This is a genomic window from Anaplasma centrale str. Israel (assembly GCF_000024505.1).
Classification (GTDB): domain Bacteria; phylum Pseudomonadota; class Alphaproteobacteria; order Rickettsiales; family Anaplasmataceae; genus Anaplasma; species Anaplasma centrale.
Map to the genome: position 1 here is coordinate 52253 of NC_013532.1, position 24750 is coordinate 77002.

Annotated in this window: 17 protein-coding genes and 1 tRNA gene; 10 read left to right on the forward strand and 8 right to left on the reverse strand. The window is 51.0% G+C overall.

The window, feature by feature from the left end:
• The first annotated feature begins 277 nt into the window (after positions 1 to 277).
• Positions 278 to 6370 carry a hypothetical protein gene (locus ACIS_RS00255; RefSeq protein WP_187286249.1) on the forward strand — a complete coding sequence of 2031 codons (6093 nt, stop codon included), beginning with the start codon at positions 278 to 280 and terminating at the stop codon, positions 6368 to 6370.
• Between the two features lie 28 nt (positions 6371 to 6398).
• Here ACIS_RS00255 and ACIS_RS00260 read toward each other — a convergent pair.
• Together ACIS_RS00260 and nrdR are read right to left on the reverse strand one after the other, a co-directional pair.
• Positions 6399 to 6471, reverse strand: a tRNA-Ala gene (locus ACIS_RS00260).
• Between the two features lie 69 nt (positions 6472 to 6540).
• On the reverse strand, positions 6541 to 6996 hold the full coding sequence (gene nrdR, locus ACIS_RS00265; protein WP_012880261.1) for a transcriptional regulator NrdR: 456 nt from the start codon (positions 6994 to 6996) through the stop codon (positions 6541 to 6543).
• A gap of 165 nt (positions 6997 to 7161) precedes the next feature.
• Here nrdR and ACIS_RS00270 point away from each other — a divergent pair, with 165 nt between their 5' ends.
• The 3 genes from ACIS_RS00270 to ACIS_RS00280 all read left to right on the forward strand — a co-directional run bounded on the left by ACIS_RS00270 (position 7162) and on the right by ACIS_RS00280 (position 9404).
• Positions 7162 to 7419: an NADH-ubiquinone oxidoreductase subunit NDUFA12 family protein gene (locus ACIS_RS00270; protein WP_274376780.1), complete on the forward strand. Its 258-nt coding sequence runs from the start codon at positions 7162 to 7164 to the stop codon at positions 7417 to 7419.
• 111 nt (positions 7420 to 7530) lie between these two features.
• The gene (gene mlaD / locus ACIS_RS00275; protein WP_041651321.1) at positions 7531 to 7986 is read left to right on the forward strand and encodes an outer membrane lipid asymmetry maintenance protein MlaD; all 456 of its coding nucleotides are present in this window, start codon (positions 7531 to 7533) and stop codon (positions 7984 to 7986) included.
• Positions 7987 to 8225: 239 nt separating this feature from the next.
• Positions 8226 to 9404: a P44/Msp2 family outer membrane protein gene (locus ACIS_RS00280; protein ID WP_049756277.1), complete on the forward strand. Its 1179-nt coding sequence runs from the start codon at positions 8226 to 8228 to the stop codon at positions 9402 to 9404.
• 22 nt (positions 9405 to 9426) lie between these two features.
• Here the strand turns inward: ACIS_RS00280 and ACIS_RS00285 are convergent, their stop codons facing one another.
• A complete protein-coding gene (locus ACIS_RS00285) occupies positions 9427 to 11547 on the reverse strand; it encodes a hypothetical protein (protein ID WP_148207701.1) in 2121 nt (706 codons plus the stop codon).
• Between the two features lie 407 nt (positions 11548 to 11954).
• Between ACIS_RS00285 and ACIS_RS00290 the strand changes: the two genes are divergently transcribed.
• From ACIS_RS00290 to purF, 3 genes are all read left to right on the forward strand, one after another.
• Positions 11955 to 12611, forward strand: a complete 657-nt coding sequence (locus tag ACIS_RS00290) for a 50S ribosomal protein L25/general stress protein Ctc (protein ID WP_011114690.1) — start codon at positions 11955 to 11957, stop codon at positions 12609 to 12611.
• A 4-nt stretch (positions 12612 to 12615) separates the two neighbouring features.
• Entirely contained in the window at positions 12616 to 13176 is a 561-nt protein-coding gene (gene pth, locus ACIS_RS00295) for an aminoacyl-tRNA hydrolase (protein WP_012880265.1), read from the forward strand.
• 164 nt (positions 13177 to 13340) lie between these two features.
• Entirely contained in the window at positions 13341 to 14735 is a 1395-nt protein-coding gene (gene purF, locus ACIS_RS00300) for an amidophosphoribosyltransferase (protein WP_012880266.1), read from the forward strand.
• A gap of 138 nt (positions 14736 to 14873) precedes the next feature.
• Here purF and ACIS_RS00305 read toward each other — a convergent pair whose 3' ends face one another.
• A complete protein-coding gene (locus ACIS_RS00305; RefSeq protein WP_012880267.1) occupies positions 14874 to 15854 on the reverse strand; it encodes a complex I NDUFA9 subunit family protein in 981 nt (326 codons plus the stop codon).
• Positions 15855 to 16036: 182 nt separating this feature from the next.
• Positions 16037 to 18136: an ATP-dependent DNA helicase RecG gene (locus tag ACIS_RS00310; RefSeq protein WP_012880268.1), complete on the reverse strand. Its 2100-nt coding sequence runs from the start codon at positions 18134 to 18136 to the stop codon at positions 16037 to 16039.
• A 9-nt stretch (positions 18137 to 18145) separates the two neighbouring features.
• On the opposite strand from ACIS_RS00310, the gene ACIS_RS00315 reads away from it, so the two are divergent.
• A complete protein-coding gene (locus tag ACIS_RS00315) occupies positions 18146 to 18703 on the forward strand; it encodes a phosphopantothenoylcysteine decarboxylase (RefSeq protein WP_012880269.1) in 558 nt (185 codons plus the stop codon).
• Between the two features lie 158 nt (positions 18704 to 18861).
• On the opposite strand, the gene mnmE is transcribed toward ACIS_RS00315, so the two are convergent.
• Both mnmE and ACIS_RS00325 read right to left on the reverse strand, forming a co-directional pair.
• Positions 18862 to 20193, reverse strand: coding sequence for a tRNA uridine-5-carboxymethylaminomethyl(34) synthesis GTPase MnmE (mnmE, locus tag ACIS_RS00320; protein ID WP_012880270.1), 1332 nt, complete (start codon positions 20191 to 20193; stop codon positions 18862 to 18864).
• The gene (locus tag ACIS_RS00325) at positions 20194 to 20949 is read right to left on the reverse strand and encodes a 2,3,4,5-tetrahydropyridine-2,6-dicarboxylate N-succinyltransferase (protein WP_458692654.1); all 756 of its coding nucleotides are present in this window, start codon (positions 20947 to 20949) and stop codon (positions 20194 to 20196) included.
• A 272-nt stretch (positions 20950 to 21221) separates the two neighbouring features.
• Between ACIS_RS00325 and ACIS_RS00330 the strand changes: the two genes are divergently transcribed.
• Both ACIS_RS00330 and xseA read left to right on the forward strand, forming a co-directional pair.
• Positions 21222 to 21881, forward strand: a complete 660-nt coding sequence (locus ACIS_RS00330; protein WP_337998383.1) for a zinc-ribbon domain-containing protein — start codon at positions 21222 to 21224, stop codon at positions 21879 to 21881.
• Positions 21856 to 23049 carry an exodeoxyribonuclease VII large subunit gene (gene xseA, locus ACIS_RS00335; protein WP_187286256.1) on the forward strand — a complete coding sequence of 398 codons (1194 nt, stop codon included), beginning with the start codon at positions 21856 to 21858 and terminating at the stop codon, positions 23047 to 23049. Before ACIS_RS00330 ends, xseA begins: the two co-directional genes overlap by 26 nt.
• A 207-nt stretch (positions 23050 to 23256) precedes the next feature.
• Here xseA and ACIS_RS00340 read toward each other — a convergent pair whose 3' ends face one another.
• A complete protein-coding gene (locus tag ACIS_RS00340) occupies positions 23257 to 24414 on the reverse strand; it encodes a phosphoglycerate kinase (RefSeq protein ID WP_041651329.1) in 1158 nt (385 codons plus the stop codon).
• Between the last annotated feature and the right edge of the window lie 336 nt (positions 24415 to 24750).

A 24750-nucleotide genomic window follows, 5' to 3' on the forward strand; every position in this document is an offset into this window, starting at 1 on the left:
CCCTAAGAATAAAAAAGAGGGGGAGTAGAGCACAATTTTTTAGAAGAGTCAATAGAAAATAATTTCTTAACCTATGCAATGTGCGTACTGTAGCGGTTTTCCCCGCGCCAGCATGGCTAGGCTACTATATGTGGTGTTTTGGCGTGGCAGAGACCGATTTAAAGGCCCCCTTCGCTAGAGGCTCCTGGCAGATGGGTCACAATCGCGCTTCACTCATTTTTAATGTGAATTCCCTATCAATTCCCGGCTTTTGGTTCTTACCCTTATTGAGGATAGCATGACAATTATCGGGCAACGAGATACAGATCAGGACATTCGCATAATACCTGGGAGGCTCATATCCTCCAAAAATGGGTCAGAGTTGTACTCTGTGGCTGCAATAGACGATGAACACCCGGTCTTGTTCCCTACATCACGGTATTATTACTTGGGTACGCACAACATAATATACGAAAATCACGGCTACGCGCTGTCGATTCCGCCCAAGTACCAATTTTTAAAAGTGGTTCAAGATGCGGGCAAGCACGTGCTGCGTTTTTGTGATCGGAACGGAAAATTGCTCACTGTTAAGGATTTCAATCCCCTAGAAGGTAAGGACGTGCGTGACACGTCACGTATTTTAAGTGCCCTGGAACGTGCAAATACTCCTACAGTCACCAGTATGGAAAGACTTGCCGCTGATAACAGCGCGCTCGATAACATAGAATACGTCGCTTCACAAGATTTAAAGGACTTGGTGCAACCAGACGGGAACCAACCCTCATTCGCGCTTGGCCGTCTTGGTGAAGACGTATCTGCAGCGCACATGTTTCCCCTGAAACCGTTTGAACCATTGCCTGCGATGACTCCAGAAACTACAGTGGGCGCGCTGAACAGCGAGTACGCGTCGCTAATGCTGGACCATGGCAGCGGCTCCGTAACCTTCTCGTACTTTTCGCCGGCACTGCAATACCCTGCATATGTACGGATAGAGCCCGCAAAGTATCAGCAGGAAACCATAAGCGCGGTAAAGTCGGCATTGCTTGAACACCCATTATATCTTGTGGTGGAAGGCAGGGCGTTCAGCATATCAAGGAACACGGAAGGTGCCATAATGGTCCGGAATGACCAGCAGGCTAGGAGACTCTTACAGCAAGCGAATCTTCTGCCAGATGATGGAGAAACAGATGAACCCGCATTTGATATTCTTGGAGGAAGGTACGCACTGCGGATAACTGTGGGCGATACGCTGTTGTCTCCAGAGGAGGTGCAGCATGAGTTTGAGAATCTGCCAGGTATACTGAGCAATGTTGCAGTGTCGGTTCAGGGAGCTGAAATACCGCTGCCTGCGCGTACACACGGCGGGGACTTGCTGCTGTTTCGCGACTTCACGCTCGAGCATATTGCCGCGGGAAAGACTGATGGCAGTGGTGTACCAGAGTTTAGGGAGGATCTCACCAAACTTGCATTTGAGGCGCTGATAAAAAACAACTTCGCGCTTCGCATCCCTGCAACAGATAGCGGAGAACTCCCTTACATAAATGTCAATGGGCAGCCTATTGCGGGCAGAGCCTATCCTCTGCAAGCATTGACGCGCAGTGCGGAATACCCCGCCGGTGCAGGGGATTCCAGAACTGAGACGGGTAGCACACCCACAGATACCCCACAAACTCCACAGCCTGATGAGGCAGCACCCCCCAGAGTTGCGACGGAAAATGCGCCTGGAAATGCAGGAGATTCCAAGAATGGAACAGGCAGCACATCCACAGATAGCCCACAGACTCCGCAGCCTGGTGTGGAAGAGCACAAAGTCAGCACGGGAGGTGTGGTGGGCTCCGACCCAGATGCCGCATTCGTTGGTGACGACCCGAGAGCGTACCAGCAGAATGAACAGAAATGGAGTGTAATAGGTACGATTGCTCCTAGAGAGATACTGTTCGACGCGCAGACAGGAATGCGAAAACACTCGGTAGTGCTCGAGCTTCATAACGGTGATGAGCACGCACTGCCAACGCGCAGCTACCGCTTTGGACAAGACGAACAATTGATAGCTCGTGACATTTGGGGGCATAAAGTAGTTATTCCGGAGGAATATCGTTACCTAAAAGTCGTATCGCACGAGATTAACGGGCAGCCGCAATATAGGCTGTCATTTTGTAACGAATCGGGCAAAACACCAGACGCGCAGGACTTAGCGCGTTATTATCAGGGTAGCAACTCTCTGCCAGATGACCTACGAGCATTGCTAAATCGGGGCGTGGTGCCGGATATTATTGCAAACCCACAGTTCGTCACCAGTGATGTACAGGGAATATCGCTCAAAGACCTGTATGACGCACAAGGCCACAGCCCGGCAATTGCATTAGTCAGGCACCCGGGTGTTAGCTCCGTTCTTGGCCATAAATTTACAGAGGACGCGCACGCAATTGTAGGTAAACTCGCCTCGAGTCTGGCCTATTTCGATTTCTCTGCCCATCCATACTATACCCACCTGTTTCACTACGATGACAACACAGTAGAAGTACCCCCAGCAAACCCCGGGGTTATCCCGGATGCCGCTGCTCTGGCTTCTCAAAATATGTTGCTGGTACTAGGGCAAGAAGGCTTTTTCTACGTGTCTGGTCGGGACCCGAGTGCGGGCAATGCGCGACTCGTGGATTCTCCAGGAGAATACTTGAACTTTTTAACTCAAGCTGCCTTGGTACTGAATGGGAAGCCGGCAGAGATTTCTCAGCCCCTAGCACTGAAATTTCAAGTGGGCCAGGCAATTACAGATTCGCGTAATGACCTGGGTGGGCTGTACCCAGTGTACGCCCTTGTGGGAGAAAAAGTATACTACTTAGAGATAAATGATGGTAATGTGCTTTTTTCGAGAAATATGCTGGAGCTCGCCTACATTCCAAAGGCGGGATCTCCCTCGCTACTGTGCGCAGATAGCATGCTTGGGCAGGAGGTTATACGCAAAGCACTGCATGAGCCCATCTCGTTTGCAGAAGAAAAGACCAGCCACAACCCGCACTTTCAAACCCACATGATTGTGCACGGAAATAAGGTTGTGGTGCGCAATGCCGCCGATGCGTTATTCAAGGTACTTCCGCAGGGTGTAGACACTGCAACACACCATGAGGATGAACCCATTAGTAGGACGCCTGAGCCAGCGCCAGTAGATGATCTCCAGCCGCCACACACAGCTGGTGGTGACGCCAATAGGGATGGAGGGGAACGCTCTAGTACTGGCACGCAGCATACCCCTCCAAGTGAAGTATCCACCAATAAAACTGGGGATACTTCAACAGATGATGCTGAACATGGATCTGAGATGCTCTCGCTTCCCTTTGGGTTAGGGGCAAGCATTGAAGACGGTAAAGGCCGGCGCTATGAGACGTTTCAGGTTGTGTTGCGTGTGCAAAAAGACGCATCTGGAGCTGAAAACCCGGCCTTACCCAGGTCAGGATACATATCTAAGGGCGGAGAGATAATTCACATAAACAAGCTAGGCGGATACGCTTTCGCCTTGATACCGGAACACAGGTTTTTGAAAGTGGTTAAGGTGTTCGAAAACAGAGAAGAGAAATATAAATTAGCTCTCTGCGATGCAACAGGGCGGCCGTTGACACAGTACGATTTTGCCGAACAGAGCGCCACAAGCATGACAGAGGGTGCTCCGGCAGCGGGTTTTTCACGCGTTTTCGGAGACTACACAAACTTCCTTCAAGATAATGACGCGCTGTATAACACTGGGCAGATAATTGCGGTCGGTGCCAACGGCATTGAAGTTGCGGTAGACTTGGAAGATGTGTACAACACCCAGGGCTACTTACCATACTTCAAGCTTGAAGCGTCAGAATCCGGACGTGTTCTGGTGAAACACAATGGGTATGATACCCTCTCAGACCGCCCCATGTTTTTGAGCGGGGAATACGCACTGTTTGAATTTGACCCAGTGTCGTATGCCTGCACTCTATCGTTGAGCAATAAACACTCGGCGAGCAGTGCAGGGCCCGCTATTCAGGATATTGAGCTTACACTCACACCCGCTGACCAGCAATATTCTAGTGAAATGGCATGGGCTAGGACTCAGTCTTTGGAGCGCAAGCCGCTGTATGCAAGCGTTGACGGTACGTCGCTAAAATTTACCGCGACGCCTGCAGCTCGGGTGGTTGAAGACCCTTGGGTAGTGGAGCAATTCATGCGACGCATTTCAGACCCGAATTATCATGATGACCATAGCTACTCCGTGAGGATTGTTGCCCTGGATAAATACGATGCAGGATTGCAAGGCATGGGCATTAGGATAGGGTCACAGACAGTAGAAATTCCTATCACGCGTGAAGACGGCAGTAGAATAGGCTTTCCTCTGAACGCCCCAATCAAGATTGCACATACAGACAGCCACGGCAAAAAATCCACACAAAGTGTACCGGACTTGCAGCACGATGTCCTAAGTGAATTTTTGTCGCGGCAAGTTTCACTTGTAGTCGGTCCCAGTGGGCGCGAGCGCATAGTAGCACCAACCGGGACGCTGCTTGCAAGTGATGGCACAAATGCGCAAGGTGAGTTTTTATCTTCGCTGATTGCGCACAACATGAATGAAATTGTGGGTAGGAGCGTCAACGAGTTTGTTGCAAAAGTCAGAAATGTGCGCCACGCCGGCGTTGGTGGGGAGCACGGGACAGACGACCTTTCGCCAACCCAGAAGGTACCTGATACCAAAGATATGCACCCACACGACGTAGACGAACCCAACGGGCGCGTAGTTGAGACTCTTCGGCTATATCTTGATCGCGATGCGCAGCAAGCTCCCTTCCTATTCGGAGTCGCCGCACGGTATGATGATGACCCACGCGTTGCACCAAAGGTGTCGTATTCTTTCACAAGACAAGGAGAGCTAATAGCCTACATGGGCCCGTCTCTCTTCAAAGTGCTTGATGCAAGGTACGTAAAAGTTGTTCAGTTGCAAGATGACGAATACGCCCTGCGGCTATGCGATGCTGAGGGCCAAGACCTCGACAGGGAGTACAGCAACGTTGACGCACCCGTTGTGATACCAGACAGTAACATAGATTGGGAATTGGACGAAATATATGAAAGCACCGAGGGAAAACCTGCTTTCACGCTGCACATGGGCCATGCCGGGCCTTCCGGGCATGCACCAGTAGTCCTAGTGCCCACACCTGAGAACCACCTGAGCGAGGATTACCACAACACGCCTGTTGCACATCTGAGCACCGGGTTTATGGTGTTCATTGTTGGCAGCAACCAAGTTACACTCCTTCACCGCTCAGTTGTGGATAGCGCGCGGGCAAATGCACTTGTTTGGGATTTGCAGGATGATGAAACAGGTGCAGTGCATAACACCTTGCTGCAGCGTGCATCGGATGCACATCCGCTATATCTGGTAGTGCGGGCAGGTGAGGTCGCTTGGACCCTGGACAAGGACGCTACTGATCTGGAATTCACGTACGATCCACGCGTTATGCAGTGGTTGCGGAAAACATGGCTGGGGAACCTTGATCAGGCTACGCTAAAACTTACCATTGTAGACAATAAAGAAGACCCGGACTCGCTGAGGCTACATGTGCTCGTCCTTGGTGACACGCCAGAAGCGCTCGAGCAGCCGGAAGGTGAGGGATTATATTTTGACAAGACAACATACAGCGTGCGAGTGCGCGATGGAGGCACCATGTACGGGGTACACACGGATGCAGTGATGGGTCTATGGCGCACACAAATGCTGGCTGCAGTGGTGCCCGAGGTATTCTCCCTTGAGGTACGTAGTAACGATGATAAAGATAGTACCACGTATCATGTTGTAAGGAATGCAGACGAACGCGAGGCCAGTTATATCGCACAGGGTTTTTCCCCCGAAAATTGGCATATGGGCCAGCCCTCGCTGCTACAGGCCATTCAAGAACGTGACGCACTGTTACTGGAGCCAGGGCCGCGGGTGGGTGAACACGGACCTGATGCCCATACACCCACCGATGATGCTGATGAAGAGGGTAGCGCTGGGAGCGGCTATGCCGACACAGGAGCACGCGGAATGTCCGCATTTGACGCTAAGCAGTGGGGACCCAACACCCAACGCTTAGTCTTTGTAGAAGAATCTACTGCCCGGGATCACAGAGGCGACCACACACTGTGGATCAATGTTGAGTATGAAAATATGGTGCGGTTTCACGCGAATGTGAACGCAAAATATCGCTCTGGGGAGTATACGTATGAGGAGGCAATGGAGCTGTATAATTCCATCACCACAGAAGCGTGCAGACATCAGAGCCACACTTTTCCAGTCATAAGTGGGGGTGTGGACCCGAACGGGCAGGTCACCGTGGGAGAATACAGCTTTGGCAGCATCGAAGCTCTGCACAAGATGTTTGAGCTTACGTAACGAGCAGCAAGGTCACAGCGGCCCCGCGTGGAGGCAAGCGGGGTCGAACCGCTGACCTTCTGTGTGCAAAACAGATGCTCTACCAACTGAGCTATGCCCCCGAAATCAGCGCTCAGGCTAACATAAGAGCACCTCCAATTCAAGAGAATTCTCCGGAGCATTCACCCCGACTAGACAACCTCCTGCACGCGCTCTACTATGCCGCTAAAGTCGTTTACATCGCTAAAGTTCATATACACAGAAGCGAACCTGATATATGAAACTTTGTCCAGCGCAAACAGGCTCTCCATTACCATGCCTCCTATGACCCCGCTGGGGACGACGCTCCCCTTGATTGCCTCTAGTTTGTAGAACATGTTGCTGACTACCATATCGATCTGGTCGCGAGTAACTGGACGCTTCTTCGTGGCCAAAATAATTGACGTTAGCAACTTCTGCCTGTCAAATGCCTCCACACTGCCATCCTTCTTTAGCACCTTCACTGGTTTGAGCAGAAGCTCTTCCACAGTGGTAAATCTGGAATTACAACTGTCGCAAGACCGACGCCTCCTTACAGACATTTTGCAGTCTGAAGGTCTAGAGTTTTTCACGCTGGTGTTAACGCTATTACAAAACGGACATCTCATAAAAATTCAACTTTTTCCTAAGAAACCCTTGCCAACCGTCGAAAACCCAAGTTAGCGATTGTTTTTCATACCACAGACCTTATAATTAGGCAATGCGGAAGGGGTAATTTTGTGGCTGGTGGCTTGTTGTTCCCTCTGGGATTTGGCTTTTTGACCAAGCGGTGCGTGCATGTTGATGGCTTCGGAAACCGTTATTATTCGGCCGTGGTCAGGGGCAGGGAACGCAGGTGGGTTGTCTATGGAGGGAAGGCAGACCCTTCCACTGTGGCGGCACGGTTCCATTTGTGGCTGCATTATACGAGTGAAGATCTCCCGCCTGCGAAGGGAAATAGGCAGCACATCCCGAACTTGACTGGCACTCCAGATGCCTACCATCCACACCATGGGCCACATAGTAAGGGGTCCCGGGGTGCGCGCTCATAGCCTAGAACGCATCTGGCACCCAGCCGAGCGGTTGCTGGCCCGTGTTGACGCGTGGCTGGATGTGCTGCTCAATGTCCTTCCGTGATAGGGTCTCGTAAGTGAGTGGTTGGTATGTCGCGGTATAGTATTACGGAAGTTGTTGTCGGCATTCTTGTCTCTGCTGCAGTGGTTATGATGGGAGTATACGTCACCAACAGGTTGTCACACGAAATGCAGTTCTACAAGGGATGTTACACGATTCACGCATACTTTGCTGACGTTGACGGGCTCAAGGTAGGCAGCGAGGTAAGGATATCTGGGGTGAATGTCGGGTCGGTGACGGCGCTGCATTTGGACCAAAATAATATACCAGTTGTCAAGATGTGCATACAGAAAGGATTGAGCCTCCCGATTGACAGCTCCGCAACGGTTACTTATGCGGATTTGCTCGGCAAGAAGTATGTTGATGTTATGCCCGGGTCTGACGAGGCAGCTATAGCTGAAGGCGGCCTTCTGCGGCACACAAGCACTGCTGCAACCCTGCGCATGATTCTGGAAGGGATAGTGAATTCAGTGCTGAGCAAGTAAGGGTGGTGCTGGCTGTGTTGGCGGCAAAATTCGTGCAGAAGTTGTCAGGACACTGGCACTACACATCTGGTGCACGCCGCTTAACTGGCCAGTCTGGGACTTTTGGCCTCTTACTAATTACAGTTGCTGATTCCTCAAAGATGCAACTTGTCTTAAGACCTTTTTAACGGTTGTATAGCACTGTCGTGCAGGGGGTGGCGTTTAGCCTCCCGTTGGTTGTCTGTGTCATTGGGTGTGTCATGAAGCCCGTAGTATGTGTGGCTGCTGTGCTGCTGTGTGCGTTCGGTTATCTAGCTCCAACAAAGTCCCACGGGGCGGATGATCGCGGGGATTTTTACGTAAGCCTCGGGTACGGGCCTACGATAGGAACAATAGGCGGATTGAGGCTGGATGCTGCGAAGGAAACGGTGGCGGTACTGCCCTATATCGGGAAGTTGGGTTCTGCTGAGCTCTCCTCCGCCAACTACGACTGGGCAGGAGAGTCCATGGAGAGTCCGGTTATAGGGTTCGAGAACAGCAGTCTATTGGGCCTCCAGGGGGGGGTAGGCTGTGTAGTGCGCGGCACGAGGCTCGAAATGGAGTTCGGGTATGAGCGGTACGATCTTCGGTCGCAAAAGTACGCCCTGCTAAGCGACGGGAGCGCGACTTTTGCCCTAGTCAAGAGGATATCCGCAAGTGCAACGCGTGATCCTGAGGGTTTTCGCGTTGCGTTACAGAAGGAGTTGTCCAAACCGGTCTTGGAGTCCATCAAGAAGCGCCTGGAGGACATCAAAGAGCATGACGCGGTGCGGAGCAGCAGAGCGTTTGCTGACAAGGCTATAGGGAAGTTGAGCCAGCTCATAACATCTATAGAGGGGAGTCCTACCAGCGCTGATGGTGCTGGTGCGCCCGCCGGAGGAGGCGGTGCCGGCGGTGGTGCTGCCCCTACCCAGGATAAGCGCGCTGCAGCTGTGGCAGCGGTTGTTGAGCTTTCACCGGGCGAGAGGGGAGTCATTGGCCGGGCGATCGCCACAAGCACAGAGGGCATGGAGATTGTGGAAGTGAGCGCCGTGAGGGCGATTTCAACCGTCATGAGTGTGTGCTACGATTTTCCCCAGGTGGGGTTACTGGTTAACTGGAAAATGTCTCCTTACGCTTGTGCCGGGCTAGGTGCCAGCTTTGTTGGGCTGACCGACCGGCAATTCCAGCCACAGCTTACCTGCAGGCTTAAGGCTGGTATAAACTACAACATCGCACGCAACCTTACAGCATTCATTGGAGGCACCTTTGGCAAGGTTCTGGGCACAGACTATAAAGACACCCCTGCCCATCGTGCGGTTGATGATGCAAGTCCATTAGGTAGGACAAAAGAGAAAGTACTGGCATCCTTCGGGTTGCAGCACACAGGTGTAGAGGTGGGCATCAGACTCGGATTCTAATCCCACTGTGGCATCTCCACCATCAATGTACCAGAGAGAGTCGGGGCAGTTGCACTAGTAACACATGTGGTGAGAATAATTGCAATAAGAGCACCAATATGCACACCTGCAGTTCCCGGCACTGCTGCCACACCTCCAATGTATTAATATACTGTGTCAGCTTTCTTATTTTCTCAGCAGCAATCAGTTCTTTAACAGCATCACTCTTCTTACCTGAATCAACTTTATTTAAGTAATCAGTCCAACCCCTATTCTTTGTAATCTCCATAGCACTAGTCAATGCAGCCTTCATCACTGTAGCTACTCCACGTTTCTCAGCAATCTCTGTAAGTTCTTCTAGTGCTTTGATCTTGGATAGTTCATCTAGTTTATTCTTGAGATTCTTGAGCTCCTTGGTCTGCCCCTTCTTCTCCAGCTTATGCACCACATCCAACTTCCCTTTGATTGCCATCTCCTTCTTCTGGAGCTCTCCCCTAACTGCCTCTAGTTGCTTGGAGTCCCCCAGCTTCTTTACCAGCTTCTCTAGACTCTCTTTCTCCTTCTCCCACTCCTGCTTTACCTCCTCCAGTGTCTTGCCTTCAGCTCCAAATCCTGCCAGCCATTCCCACTCTGCACCCACATCACTGTTGCGTTTCACCTCATCCTTCGTAACCTCTGTCTTCAGTTCCCTTATCTTCATCTCCTTGAGTCGCTTCAGCGCAGCCTTCACCTCAGCTAATGTCTGAGATCTCTCCCCAGACGCTAACCTTCCTAGTATCCCCAACTTCTCGGCTAGTCCACCATCTGTATTCTCTCCCAGTCTTCTAGCTTCTAACCTCCCTAGACCTCCTACTATACCTACGCTTAATGCTCTGATCTTCTCAGTCAGTTGCAATCCCCCTTGCACATCTAATTCCCCAGCTTTCTGCCTCTCAGCCAATCTCTTAACTTCCTTAACCTCAGCTAATTCCCTCAATCTCTCTTCCAATCCCAATTCCTTCAGTTCCCTTATTGCAGCTAGTTCTTCTAGTGTGTCCTTGAGTGCCTCGAGCTTTTCTTTACTGTATGGCCCCAACTTCCCCTCAAGCCTTTTCACCAGCTCACCCAGGCTCTTCTCCTCTACTCCTTCCGCTTTTTCTATCGCCGCTCCCAAGTCTCCCAGCGCCTTTATCCCCTGCGACCCTACCTGTGTCACCACTCCCTCCTTTGCCGTCTTCACCTCTGCTATCTTCTTAGCTTCTAGCAGATCTAGGTCTCCTGGCTCCTTGATTTTCTCTATATCATCCTTAAGTCTCTCCCCCACTCCCTTTATTGTTTCTAGTTCTTCTAGTTTGCTCTTGAGATCCTTCACCCCCTGCACCAGCTTCTTTAGCTTTACTGCCACCTTCTCCCACTCCTTCTTTGCTTGCTCCACCTCCTCCTTTGCCTCCTCTATCTTCTTGGTCTCTGCAATCACCTTCTCTGCTGCCAGCTCCTCTGCACCCTCCAGCTCCCCAAGCTTCTTCTCCAGTTTCTCGACCTTATCCTTCACTTCCTTTATCTTCTCCACCTCCTTAACCAACTCCCCTATCTTATCCTTCACCTTTGCCTTAAGCTCCTCCACCTTTATCTTCTCCAACGCCTCCTTCACCTTTTCCGGCTCTTTGCTCCATAGCTTCTCTCCCACCTCCTTCTTCACCGCAGCCTCCAGTCCCAACTCGTTGAACCCCACCTTCATCACAACTTCCTTCATCTTCTCAGCTGCTAGCTTCTCCAAGTCCCCTTTTATCTCCTCTATCTCCTTCTCAAACTCCCCCTTCGCCGTCTCCACCTCCCTTATCTTCTCTTTCTCCATCTCCCCTATGCTGTCCTTCACCTTCTGGATCTCCTCAGCCTGCAGCTTCTCAAGTTCTCCTAACCACTTAAGTTCTCCAAGTTCAGCTAATTTACTTACTTGCTTTTCTAATTCATGTTGTAACTTCACTAACTCATCAGCTCTACTTAGTTCTTGAATAACTAGTCCCTCATCAACTCCTACCATCTCTCCCATCAGGAATGTATCACCATCAGCACTAGGTACTGCACTACCAAGTACTGCACTACTAAATACAGCCCTTACAGGACTAGCTGTTCCTGCTCCTATACTATCTACTACTTCCTTCCTAAACCTCTTCACATCCCCCATAGACATCCTACCCAATGCACTGGATAGTAACTGACCCCTCACTGTATCTAATGTTAGATCTCTACCTAGAAGGGGACTAGGTGGTAATGTAGGTGTGTTGGCAATGCAACACCAAGAAAGTTGGGAGTGCGAGTAGTACACAGAGGTGGTGTGGGAGAGTAGGGACTTGGGTGGTGCCAGAGGGTAGTGACACAGCTGGGAGTGCGAGTAAGAAGTAAGGAGACCTGAGGGTAATGACACAGGTGTGGGCAGGGCCCATCAAGGTTTTGGTGGCGCGGATGTGCTGTGTTTGGTCGCGCGGTGAGTGGCTTGCGACAAGTCTGTGCAAAATTCCTTTGTATACGGCGAGTATTGTTATATGCTTGACTCTCGCTTTTCGTGGCCAGGGTTTTGAGAGGAGTTGGGTTATGAGTCATGGGGATACTATAAGGGTAGATGCGTCTGTGCGCGCAAAGTGTGGCACAGGAAGTGCGCGCGCTCTCAGGGCAGCGGGGTTGATACCCGCAGTGGTGTACGGAAAGAATCGCGACGCTGTTAACATCTCCCTGTCGCACGCAGATTTTTTGAAGAAGTGTCGCACGCTCCCTATATTCTCGCAGCTCATAAAACTCTGCATAGACGGGAAAGAGGAGTTCGCCCTCACTAAGGAGATCCAGAAGCACCCGGTAAGTGGCGCCGTGTCACATGTGGATTTCCAGTTTGTAGATCGAGGCGCAGAAATCAAGGTAGAAGTTCCCTTGGTGTTCTTGAATGAGCAAAAATGCGCCGGGGTTAAGCTTGGCGGGGCGCTTAACATTTTGCATCGCTCCCTGCTCATCCGCTGCGCTCCCGATGCAATTCCTCAAAGCTTAGAGGTGGACTTGCTAGATCTGGCTATCGGGCACTCTATACATGTGAGTGACCTAGCGCTGCCTGAAACAATGCAAGTTGCGATGAAGGAGGAGAATCCCGTAATTGCATCAGTCTCCGCTACGGCTGCGGTGGAGGAAGCGAAAGAAGACGGGGCTCCGGAGGAGTCTGCGCAGGGACAAGGAGCTGCGGAAGCTCAGGAAACAAACAAGTAGCGCCGTGCTGTTGCTGGTCGGGCTCGGCAATCCTGGCAAGCAGTACGAGTTTACGCGGCACAATGTAGGGTTTGTTGTTGCAGACACTGTGGCGCGAGACTTCAATTTTCCAGAGTTTTCTAGCAAGTATGACGCACTTGTGTCTGTAGGTAACGTCGGCTTGCATAGGGCTATGATCGTAAAACCCGCAACGTTCATGAATAGGTCTGGTGCCGCCGTGCTTAAGGCTGCTAGCATGCACAAGATACCAGCCGAACAGATAACAGTGTTTCATGACGATGCAGATCTCCAGCATGGCGTTGTGAAGGTCAAACAAGGAGGGGGCAATGCCGGGCATAATGGCCTCCGTTCCATCGACGCCGCAATTGGTTGTCAATATTGGAGAGTTAGGTTAGGTGTAGGCAGACCAGATGCAGGTAGCTTATCTGGGCACGTGCTGTCTGACTTCCATGACTTTGACTCGGTGCAGCAGCTGGCGCACAAAATCTCCGCCAACCTCACAGAGCTACTGGATGGCAATGTAAACGGGTTCATATCCAAAATACGCTGTGACCACGCGCAGTGATACCAGCACACTTCCCCGGTATTTGGCCCCATGTCCCCACCGCAAGTAGGCACACATCGCGCAGAGTAAGCCAGCATGGCAGGGCGAGAATTGCGAGATTAGTGCTAGAGTGATATTCGCTGCGGTGGTAAGATGTTACACTAAGTGATTTGGTGCAGAATCGTATGCCACTGGCAAGCGTACACGAAGAATGCGGGATTTTTGCAATCCAGAACCACAGCGACGCGGCTAAGAAGTGCCTGATGGGCCTTCATGCGCTGCAGCACCGCGGTCAGGAGTCATTTGGCATTGTTACATCGTCTAACAATGGGGAGTTCGCTGTGTATCACAGCAGTGAACACGTGAGTAGCATATTCGAAAAGCCGGAGGCACACTCGTTACGGGGCAATCTGTCAGTCGGGCATGTAAGATATTCCACCAGCGGCAGTAAACCGGGAGCGCAGCCAATAGTGGTAGACTGCAAGTTCGGCAAATTGGCGATCGCACACAACGGGAACCTAACTAACGCCGATAGCCTGCGTAGGCAGTTAGTCGACAAGGGGTGCATGTTTTTGTCAGACATCGATACGGAGGTCATTGCCCACTTAATAGCAACAAGCCCGTCTGATTCTTTTATCGATTGCGTCATCTCCGCCGTGAAAGAGGTTAAGGGCGCGTATTCTCTGGTCATGATGACAAACAACACCCTGGTCGGGGTGAGAGACGCTGCCGGTATACGGCCGTTGGTGCTTGGCATTGTGGATGGGGCATATGTCATGGCATCAGAAACTTGCGCACTTGACATAGTAAAGGCAGAGTTTGTCAGAGATATACAACCCGGAGAACTGGTGGTAATCAGCCAGTCAAATGAGTTGACCAGCATGTATCCGTTTCCGCCGTTGAAGCGCAGTTTCTGCATTTTTGAGTATATATATTTTGCCAGGCCGGATAGTGTCGTGGACAACATACCAGTTTATGAGGCACGTAAAAATATCGGGGCAGAGCTTGCAGTAGAAAGCCCTCCTCCCGACAATGTAGATATGGTGGTGCCCGTACCAGATTCTGGTATCCCAGCAGCTATGGGGTACGCGGCAAAGTCTGGCGTGCCTTTTGAGTTTGGGATAGTAAGGAATCACTATGTGGGGCGCACTTTCATCCAGCCAACCGATGGCGGGCGGCGCATGGGGGTTGAGCTGAAGCACAACGCGAACTCCTCAGTTTTGCGCGGGAAAAACATAGTTCTGGTTGACGACAGCATAGTGCGTGGCACCACCCTGCGAGAAGTAATAGAGCTGCTTAGAAGGGCTGGAACAAAAGCCATACACCTCCGGATTTCTAGCCCGCCAACACTGCACTCATGCTTTTATGGTATCGATACGCCGGAGCGGTCCAAGTTGGTGGCAAACAGGCTCTCTCTACAAGAACTGAACACGATGCTGCAGTGCGATAGCATAGCATTTATCAGCATAGATGGTCTGTACAAAGCAGTGTGCGGGTCCCCCCGCAACAACTCCTCTCCACAATATTGTGACGCATGCTTCACCGGCATGTACCCGGTAGGCGAAATGGAACAGCACTGAACGCACAGTCCGCCGTTGCATTAAGGCACAACAACATCGAGAAGTACCTGCCATATATGGTCAAGCCACCGTACGGTGCGACCCACCTTGCACCCAGTTACTCCATTATCCAATTCTCAACCAAGGCACGCCGCACGCTTAAGCGCAAGAGTCCCCCCCGCGTTTTTTGTATATTTCTAGGCAACCTGGCATAATATCCTCGATGGACTGGGCCATCACCCGCACGTCACTACCAGCAGTGCTGTCAGCAACAATGCTATATTTCAGTAGCGCTAGCTGGTCGGTAGTCAATATGGGTTCACCATCCCCAGTTAGAGGCTTGAGCAAAAAGGATACTAGTCGCAACTCGCAGAGCGCAGCAACTACCCTAGCAAGCACTGTGGGTAGCTCCAGCACGGGCTTGTCTCTGGCGGTCGTTTGCAAAATGAATTGCATAAGTTCCCGCATTGAGTAGGTTTTGGGCCCACATACTTCGAGTGTCTTTCCGGTTTCTTGACCCTCGACTATCGCGGAGGTGAGCTCGGCTACTTCGCCCACATACACAGGCTGTACCATGCTATTACCGCATACAACAGGCAGAAATGGAAGCACCCTGGCGAGTTTTGCAAATTTACTGAAAAAATGGTCCTCATCCCCAAACACCAGGTTGGGTTTTACTATAACCGCATCCTTGCAGACGCTTCTAACGGTATTTTCTCCTTCAAGCTTGCTGGTAGCGTAGAAAGAGCTCGAGGCAACGTCGCTACTCATCGTAGAAAAATGCACAAGCATTTTGCCGTGTTGCCCCGCAAATTTCGCAATGTTGCCGGGCACAGTAACGTGTAGATACCGTAGCACATCCCTACGTGGGCTCATGCTGCCAACAAGGTTTACGATCACGTCACATTCCGCAAGCAGCTTCTCGATCAACAGCGCGTTAGACAGGTCACCAGGTACTATTTGCACCTGCCCTAAGTTGCCGATCAACTTGAGCCGTGCGGCTTTCTCCGGATGACGAGTAAATACGCTTACGGTATACCCTCGTAGGACAAGGCTGCTTACCACATGCCTGCCTATGAACCCGCTACCACCGAACACAACCACTTTTTTCATCACGCCACCGTCACTTTGAGCCTCCACATTATCTACGCTTTCAAAACACCGCGCAATCCAATAACAGTAATCACCGCAACTTGCACCGGGTGTAGCATCCTACACCAACACAGCTACATCAGCCACAGCGGCGTTGTGCGTTGTACCTTCAGAAGCAATGCGCTGGCAACCACAGTTTGTAATATTACATTCCACGTAAAGTAAGAGTATTAGTAATGTACTTCTGGCAAGGAGTATCCAAATATCTCCATTAGCCTGCAGGCCGTAGCCCTGCCCTCAGCGGTTTTGAGCATGCTCCAGGCGTCAGAACGCGCATTCAATACAGTCTGGACGTCAAAGGGGTCCGCAAATCTGAATTCCACAGCGCCAGACTGTTTGTACCCAAGAATATCACCACCACCACGCAATAGTAGGTCTTGTTCCGCGATGAAAAAACCATCTTGGGAGCTGCGTAGCACGCTTAGCTTACGGTACGCAATTCTGCCAATGTCCCCATGCAGTAGTATGCAGAAAGACTGTTTGCTGCTGCGGCCTACTCTTCCTCTAAGCTGGTGTAGTTGCGATAAGCCAAACTTTTCTGGGTTTTCAATGACAATTATCGTAGCATCCGGCACATCAATACCTACCTCGATGACCGTGGTTGCCACGAGTATTTTTATGTCCCCGGCATGAAATGCCCTAATTGCTTCATCCTTGTCAACTTGCGGCAATGCACCGTGCGCTATGCCAACAAGATTGCCAAATATTTTCCTCAAAGCTAGAAATCTACCCTCTGCTGAGGTCATTTCAGAGGTTTCGGAATGCACGATACGGGGGCATATCCAATACGCTTTGTGCCCTTCCGATATGGCATTTTGCAGACGATGGCACACCTCATCTATTCTGCCAATTTGTATCATGCTGGTATGCACTGGGCGCCTACCTTGCGGCCGCCCGAAAAGCGTTACCCTATCGATGTTGCCGTACAGAATTTGCTCCAAAGTGCGGGGAATCGGCGTGGCGCTGATGAACAGCACATCCGTAGACTCCCCCTTTTCTGCCAAGCGCATTCTCTGCAAAACACCAAACCTTTGCTGCTCATCTATGACTACAAGTCGCAAATTGCGAAACCGTACTGACTCCTGAAACAGGGCATGCGTCCCAATTAGTATGCATATATCCCCGGCAAGCAGCCTATCTTTGAGCAGCTGTTTGTTTTTTGTGCTACCAGTTAACAACTCAGTGCAAATATTCAAGCCCGATAGTGCATTACTGATCCGTGCATAGTGCTGCTCAGCCAGTATCTCTGTGGGCACCATCAGTGCAACCTGGCCACCACTTTCTACTGCGTTGAGTATGGCAAACAACGCAACTACCGTTTTGCCGCTGCCTACATCACCCTGAAGTAGCATGGTCATCTGCTTTTCGGATGCTTGGTCGCTCGTTATGGCCTCAATTGCAGATTTTTGCCCATCAGTGAGTTCAAATCCCAAATTTCTTTCTACCAATTTGCGGTATACCCCACAGCTTTTGACCGAAACACCCTTGGCTGCACGGCTTTGCTTCGCAAAGTACATGGCTGCGTGGTAGCTTAGCAACTCGTCGTAGGCCAATCTACCTTTGTAAAGATGTACCTCGCGCACGCTGTCCGGGTCGTGCATACCCTCCACGCTTTTTTTCCAGCTGCACCATGAATTCTGCGATAGTACATCTGGTCTGATCCATTCTTGCCAGTCAGGCAACAACGGCACAAAAGCCTTTATGAGTTTGTGCACTGCTTTGGATTGAAAACCCTTGACCACAGAATATAATGGCTCCAGAGTGCAGATTTCTTGCAGTTGATCAAGCTTGGAGGTTACGTAGTCTGGATGCACAATCTGCAGCGCACCACGGTGCGTTTCAAGCTTGCCGCTCACCACGCATTGGTGCCCAACCTTTAGCGTATTGCTCAAGCGCCCCCTTGAATGGTTGAAAAAGATTAGCGATACAGGACCAACTTCGGATTCCAGCAAAATCTTATAGGGCGCGCGATGAGCCCTCCTGCCGGGTGGAGGTGGCATATGCTGCTTGACCAGGGCGGTAAAAGTCACCACACGGCCTACTGAGTCCTCCGCTAACGACTTATTCGTCCTGTCTACGTATCCATAAGGGGCATACAGCAAAATATCTATCAATCTGTGCCCGCCGCATAGCCTTTCCAGTATCTCGCCTTTCTTATTGTCCATGTTCGGCATATCGTATATGCTCGAGAATATCCCGATTCCCGCCCTTTGCGTGGTAGCCTTATCATCTGAGTGTAGACCAATCGCGGGCCTCGGCGTCTTGATCATAGGTCACACATGAACATACTGCTCATAATATCCGGCAGCGTTGCTGCGTACAAGTCGCTAGACGTTGCAAGGGAGCTGAAAAGGCGGAACCATAACTTGTTGTGTGTTCTGAGTAAGTGCGGAGAAAAATTCGTCACTCCTTTATCCGTCACATCGTTAGTCGGGCACCATACCTACACGGAGAGCGATTTCTTCTCTCTGCAGGCGAGTATGAAGCATATTTCGCTATCACGCAACTCCGATCTCATACTTGTCGCGCCGGCAAGTGCCAACATAATGGCAAAGGCCGCGCATGGCATCTGCGATGACCTGCCATCAACAATTCTAATATGCGCGAGGGTGCCAATCGTCATGGCGCCTGCAATGAACACCGCAATGTGGGAAGCGAAACCAACATTGCGTAATCTGGAAATCCTAAAGCGCGATAATGTGCAGATCATAGAGCCGGAGACCGGCATATTGGCGTGCGGGGAAGAGGGCTACGGGAAAATGGCAAGCGTGGAAACCATAATCTCATACGTGGAGAACATGCAAAATAGCGCCGGCAAGCCACCCATGGAGGATTGACGGCACCCCCTCCCATAGTCACAAACTCGGACAGATGCGCCCCACTCTATGGTGCAGAGCTTCCCCCACCAGGACAAATGGCCTCAACCCACGCCAAAATTGCAAGGGTGCATATGCTGCCCGTACGTCCTTAGCAACCCGCGCACATTAAACTTGGGCTACTTTCCAATGCAGAATCTCTTGAAGATGTTATCCAAAATATCATCCCCATAAACCGCACCAGTAACCTTACCTATCTCCTTGGTAGCCAGCCTGAGATACTCAGCAACAATCTCAGCGGGCATCTCGTCTGTAATATCGGAAATCACTTTAGCAGCGCTTTGTAGGTGGCCTCTGTGCCTTTGTGATGTTATTAATACGTCCCCGGACTTTGGGAACCCGTCTATTGCCCTCTCCTTGAGCGCTGATAATAGGCTATCTACCCCAAGGTTGGTGTGCACAGATACCAGGTAAAACTGCTTTCCCTCTATAATTCTGGTTTCTCCCTCCTTTGCGTTATCAGCCTTGCTCAGCACATAAATGGTTTTACCATCATCCCCCCCTTCAATTGCCTCATGCGCACCCAGGTTGTCTGCTTCGCTGTGGGGAAATAACATTATCCTGATGTCAGCAGTTGCCGCCTCTGATTTTGCACGCATGATGCCTTCACGCTCTACAAAATCTGTGCTTTCACGTATACCTGCGGTATCCACAATTATAAACGGATAGCCACCGATGTCCACGTGCGCTTCAAGCACATCGCGTGTGGTGCCGGGATATTCCGAAACAATCGCCATGTCTCTGCGTGCAAGGTGATTAAACAGCGTAGACTTGCCAACGTTCGGCTTACCGAGAATTGCAACCCTCATGCCATGCCGCAATCTCTCCCCACGGTGGCCGTCATCAAGATGCCGCTCAAGGGAGTTATGCAGCTCTTTTACTCTGTCATGCACACTGCGCAGTATCTGTGGTGAGACATCATCGGGAAAATCGATGTAAGCCTCTAGGTCAGACAGTATATCAACAAGGCTGCTACGCCACTCTTCATACAACCGCTCCAAGAAACCTGAGGATTGGGCAAATGCCTGGCGCAGTTGCGCTTCTGTCTCAGAGTTTACAAGATCAGCAATTCCTTCAGCTCTGGTGAGATCGATTTTACCATTCAAAAACGCCCTGAGTGAGAATTCCCCCGGCTCTGCAATGCGAAACACCGTTTGCAACTCTTCGAAGAGCAACCTTATAACTGCCAGGCTGCCGTGCACTTGCAGCTCCACAACATCTTCACCAGTAAAGCTTCCGGGCCCAGGGAAATACAGTACTACAGCTTGGTCTATCGGCTGCCGCTTTTTGTCATACAGGGTTTTGCAAGTAGCAACTCTGGGACGCACAGGCTCTTTTACACCTAACAGTTGCATAGACTTCAAGGCGTTATGCCCGGATATTCTGATTACCGCAACCCCAGATTTACCCATGGGCGTTGATAAGGCGAAGATCGTGTCTGCGCGTGACACCTAATACACCCCTCTGAGGATCTCGTTGATTGCGGTCCGGCTCCTGGTACGATTACACACCTTTTTCACAATTACAGCGCAATACAGAGATGCACCACCTGATGTGGGAGCGCACCCCGGAACCACTACGGAATAGGGAGGCACTCTACCGAAGGTGACTTCCCCAGTTTCTCTGTCAATAATCTTGGTTGAGGACCCGATATACGTGCCCATTGCGAGTACTGACCCTTCCCCTATTATAACTCCATCTACAACTTCGCTCCTAGCACCGATAAAGCACCCGTCCTCAATAACAGTCGGCCCGTTACCGACTGGTTCTAGCACGCCCCCTATTCCCACGCCACCAGATATGTGGCAATTCTCCCCAATTTGCGCACAGCTGCCTACAGTGGCCCATGTGTCGATCATGGTCCCCGCACCCACATGGGCAGCAACGTTAACAAAACTCGGCATTAATACCACTCCGGCCCCAATGTATGCGGACTTCCTTACATACGCGCCAGGCACCGCTCTAATGCTCGCACTTGCAAACTGTGCGGCATCCCACCCAGCAAACTTTGCGGGGATTTTATCACACCAGCTACACCAATCTGACCCTGGAATGCCCATGAAGTTGATGTCATGCGTACGGAAAAAAGCCAGTACAGCTTTTTGCACCCAGCTATTGATCACCCAATCTCCGGAGGCCGATTTTACGCAGGCCCGGATTTTGCCTATATCCAAAAGTTCCAAAGCCGTCTCGCTCGCTCGGCGCAGCTCGTCCTGCGAGCAATTCTCTGCCTCAAAAACACCTTGTAGATATTCAAAATCAGCCTCAGAGTCCACAGATTCATCCACCTTGGCACACTCGCCACCCTAACATACATCCATGCTCCATACAACGGTCTCAAGCCGAGCAGAAGTTTCCAAAATTGCAAGGCGCGCACCAGGTTTAGTGTCGGCAAACAGATACGAAACCGCCTTCCATTTGGTCAATCATCAGTTCATAACAATGGACACACAGAGAATAATGCGCTATAGTGCACCCGTTGTTACGCGTTACCGGCGCCGATGCGATGAAGATAGAGTGCAAAAACTGCCACGCAACTTACAGCGTAGCTCGCGACAAGATGCCTGCCAAAGGAAAAAAAGTCAAGTGCACAAACTGCGGGCATGTGTGGTTTTTTTCTGCCGAGGAAGGCACAGCTAAATCTTCCAGCACACCCGCTGTAAAGCTCGGCGGCGCAACTAGACGTAGCAGAGGGCGTGAGCCTTTCACTTGGAAGGATTGCGTGCTCATTATCATGATGTTTCCGCTCATATTTTTCTTCTCTTCCACATTTCAGAAGAAAATTCCTTACAGGTTCAGAAAGGCATACCGCTTTGCCGAAATTTATGACACCTCTCACGTCAGGCTCAGGGAATCTCAAGTCAAAATCCTCAGTGTCGACGGAGAGGAGATGGCAGTGAAGATAAGTTGGGCGATAGAAAATACAGCGGGTGATGAGCGCTTCATTCCCGGCGTGCATCTTGTTTTTTACGACAAAAGTTCCAAGGAGGTATTCTCCCGCAAAGTTGAGGTAAACAAGTATGGGCTAATACCCGGCAATACAAGGCTGCAGTTCGAAAAAACTGTTAGTGGTGTGCCCAGCAATGTAGAAACTCTGAAGGTGAAAGTTGGAAATGCCTTTGAGGTTTTGTTCTACTGAGATGATCCCAGAATTCACGGTAACAGAGGTTACTGATCTCGTGCAGCGCGTGATGCATGATACGTTCTACTGCATCAAAATTCGTGGAGAGATAAGCGGCTTATCGAGGCCGAGCTCTGGGCATGTATATCTGTCACTTAAAGACGATAATTCTGTCATCAGTGCTGTATGTTGGAACGGCACCAGGCTTGATGTACAGTTCGAAAATGGGTTGGAGGTCATATGCACGGGGCATCTTAGTACCTACCAATCGAGATACCAATTGGTGATTGAAGGCATGGTGCTTGCCGGCCAGGGGAAGTTGGCGGCCATGCTTGAAGAACGCCGCAAGAAACTGGAGAAAGAAGGGTTGTTTGACCAGGCACGTAAAAAGCCGCTGCCCCTTTTACCGCTTAAAATTGGAGTAATAACATCACCAACTGGGGCGGTAATTCGTGACATACTAAACCGCGTGAAGCACAGGTTCCCCTCACACATCATAGTATGGCCGGTACAGGTGCAGGGTTCACAAGCGAGTGCGATGGTTGTGCAAGCGATTTTGGGGTTTAACAACTTGGAAGAGCCACCTGATGTGATAATTGTGGCAAGAGGTGGGGGTAGCATAGAAGACTTGTGGCCGTTTAACGACGAGGAGCTGGCGCGAACAACCGCCGCATCGAAGATACCCATAGTCTCCGCTATTGGGCACGAAACAGATTTTACAATAATTGACTATGCTGCAGATGTACGGGCTCCGACTCCCACAGCAGCTGTCGAAATCGTACTGCCGGAAAGACAACAGCTTGTGAGCGACATTACACACAGGTTTTTAAAGATCAGGAGTGCCGTTAGAAATGCGCTGAGCGCCAAAGAGCATAGGTTGCTCCAGCTATATGGCGTACTCACCGAGGCTAGACACAGAATAAGCGAGGTTGGGAGAAGCGCACTCGCACAACGGGCAAGAACCGGGCTCCTGTTGAGGACAGCTTTGCTCAAAAAACAACAGCACCTGGACAATTTGATTGGCAGAATAGGCCGTTACAACAAAAAGCACATCCTATCGGTAGGTTACGCAATTGTATATGATGGCGCGGGTCAGCACGTGAGCTCCGCAAATGCTTTGGCTGCCAACGAAACTGTAGTCATAGAGTGGGAGGACGGGAAGCGGAGCGCAGCTATACTGACTTGAACGCCAGCATGCCTTTTGCTGCCGGAACAGACGTATAGCATCTGCCCAATAGCGGACCGTTGCAGCCCACAGCATGGTAAAGCGCCTGCACAAGCGGTAACGAAATCCTGGCACTACTGGCAGCAGCGCATTCAGGCGGCATCCTAGCTAAATTCCGCGCAGGAGTGTACGCTCCCTTTCAACTGCCAGACCCGGTACACACAAGCCTTACGCAACGCTCAAAAATTGCAACAGGGCACCACCCCCGGTGGAAATGTATGAAAAGTCTTCCGCAGAATAGCCAGACGCTTTTATGGCAAATATGCTGTCGCCTCCCCCCACAATTGTGCTCACCCCCTTTTCTTTCTTGAGGCACACCAAGTTCCGAATCAGGTCTGAGGTGCCTGTGGCGAAAGCCGCGCGCTCAAAAACCCCCATGGGGCCGTTCCAGAACACGGTTTTACATTTACCCAAAACCTCCGCCACCTCAGCAGAGGTTTGCGTGCCAATATCAAAAATGCAGTCTTCCTCCCCTACGTCTTTGTTTTGCTTCGTTTGTGCACTGCAGTCTAGATTGCGCGCAACAACGTGATCTCTTGGGACGATCACGCCGCAATTGCTCTTGCGTGCGGATTCCAAAACCGCATGTACGGCATCGTCACAAGGTTCGTAGACCGAACTACCGATCTTGTGGCCACTTGCACGCAAAAAACTGTTTGATAGCCCCCCACCGAGCACTAAAAAATCAACTTTCTGGGCCAAGTTACGCAACATTGGTATCTTAGAAGACGTCTTCGCGCCCCCAATGACCGCGGCAACTGGATGCTCGCTCACTATGTTACCCAGGTAGTGCAGTTCATCTTGCAAATTAAGGCCCGCAGCAGCAGGGAGAAATTTGGTGATCGCGTCAATTGAGGCGTGCATTCTGTGTGAGCAGGAAAATGCATCATTAACATACAAATCTGCCATGGAAGCCAACTGCTTTGCAAAAGCAGGATCGTTCTTCTCCTCCCCCGCATGGAACCTAAGGTTCTCCAATAGGACCACAGACCCCCAAGGCAATGCATTCACAACGGTGCACACCCTTTCACCAAAGCAGTCGCCTACAAAAGTAACGGGTACGCCCAAAACCTCGCTTATGGTGCCAACTAGCGGTTCAAGCGAGAAATCTGCGTCCACACAGCTCGGGCGCCCAAAGTGAGACACCATAATAACCTTGGCCCCAGCTTTGACTAGATAGTCTACCGTAGGCGCAACCCTTTCGATCCTTGTTCTGTCACGCACCTGGCCATGTTCTACCGGAACGTTAAAGTCAACCCTCAGCAGAACCCTACATCCCCGCACACTGGAATTTTGCACCCAGGGCAACGTTCTGATGCTTTCCATCACCACATCCAACACGAAGCTGCCGCAGATCCGCACAGCGAGGCACGGGTCCCGGAGCACCACGGAAGTGTACACGCGTACAGCCCGTAAGACAAGCACTATTGCGCCGTCAGGCACGAAACAATTATTGTGAAATCCGCCATATGGTGGCCAGCAATACACAGCTGCACGCATACACCGCATGTATCCGGGCACGCACCTCCAGACGGGCGTAACTGGCCCCCTTGTGTTGGGGCATTAAACGCTACAGAAGCCACCTACACCGTGGTAGGGCCAAACGCAGAGCTCTGCACATGTGTGTTCTACAGCTGAAAACGGGGATGCACACATGGCACG

Excerpts from the sequence above, each read along its gene's own strand:
- mlaD (WP_041651321.1), top strand. The coding sequence starts at position 7,531 with ATGTCGCGGTATAGTATTACGGAAGTTGTTGTCGGCATTCTTGTCTCT.
- xseA (WP_187286256.1), top strand. The coding sequence starts at position 21,856 with ATGCCTTTGAGGTTTTGTTCTACTGAGATGATCCCAGAATTCACGGTA.
- ACIS_RS00285 (WP_148207701.1), bottom strand. The coding sequence starts at position 11,547 with ATGGGGGATGTGAAGAGGTTTAGGAAGGAAGTAGTAGATAGTATAGGA.
- ACIS_RS00340 (WP_041651329.1), bottom strand. The coding sequence starts at position 24,414 with ATGGAAAGCATCAGAACGTTGCCCTGGGTGCAAAATTCCAGTGTGCGG.
- ACIS_RS00290 (WP_011114690.1), top strand. The coding sequence starts at position 11,955 with ATGAGTCATGGGGATACTATAAGGGTAGATGCGTCTGTGCGCGCAAAG.
- ACIS_RS00315 (WP_012880269.1), top strand. The coding sequence starts at position 18,146 with ATGAACATACTGCTCATAATATCCGGCAGCGTTGCTGCGTACAAGTCG.
- ACIS_RS00280 (WP_049756277.1), top strand. The coding sequence starts at position 8,226 with ATGAAGCCCGTAGTATGTGTGGCTGCTGTGCTGCTGTGTGCGTTCGGT.
- nrdR (WP_012880261.1), bottom strand. The coding sequence starts at position 6,996 with ATGAGATGTCCGTTTTGTAATAGCGTTAACACCAGCGTGAAAAACTCT.
- purF (WP_012880266.1), top strand. The coding sequence starts at position 13,341 with ATGCCACTGGCAAGCGTACACGAAGAATGCGGGATTTTTGCAATCCAG.
- ACIS_RS00255 (WP_187286249.1), top strand. The coding sequence starts at position 278 with ATGACAATTATCGGGCAACGAGATACAGATCAGGACATTCGCATAATA.
- ACIS_RS00310 (WP_012880268.1), bottom strand. The coding sequence starts at position 18,136 with ATGATCAAGACGCCGAGGCCCGCGATTGGTCTACACTCAGATGATAAG.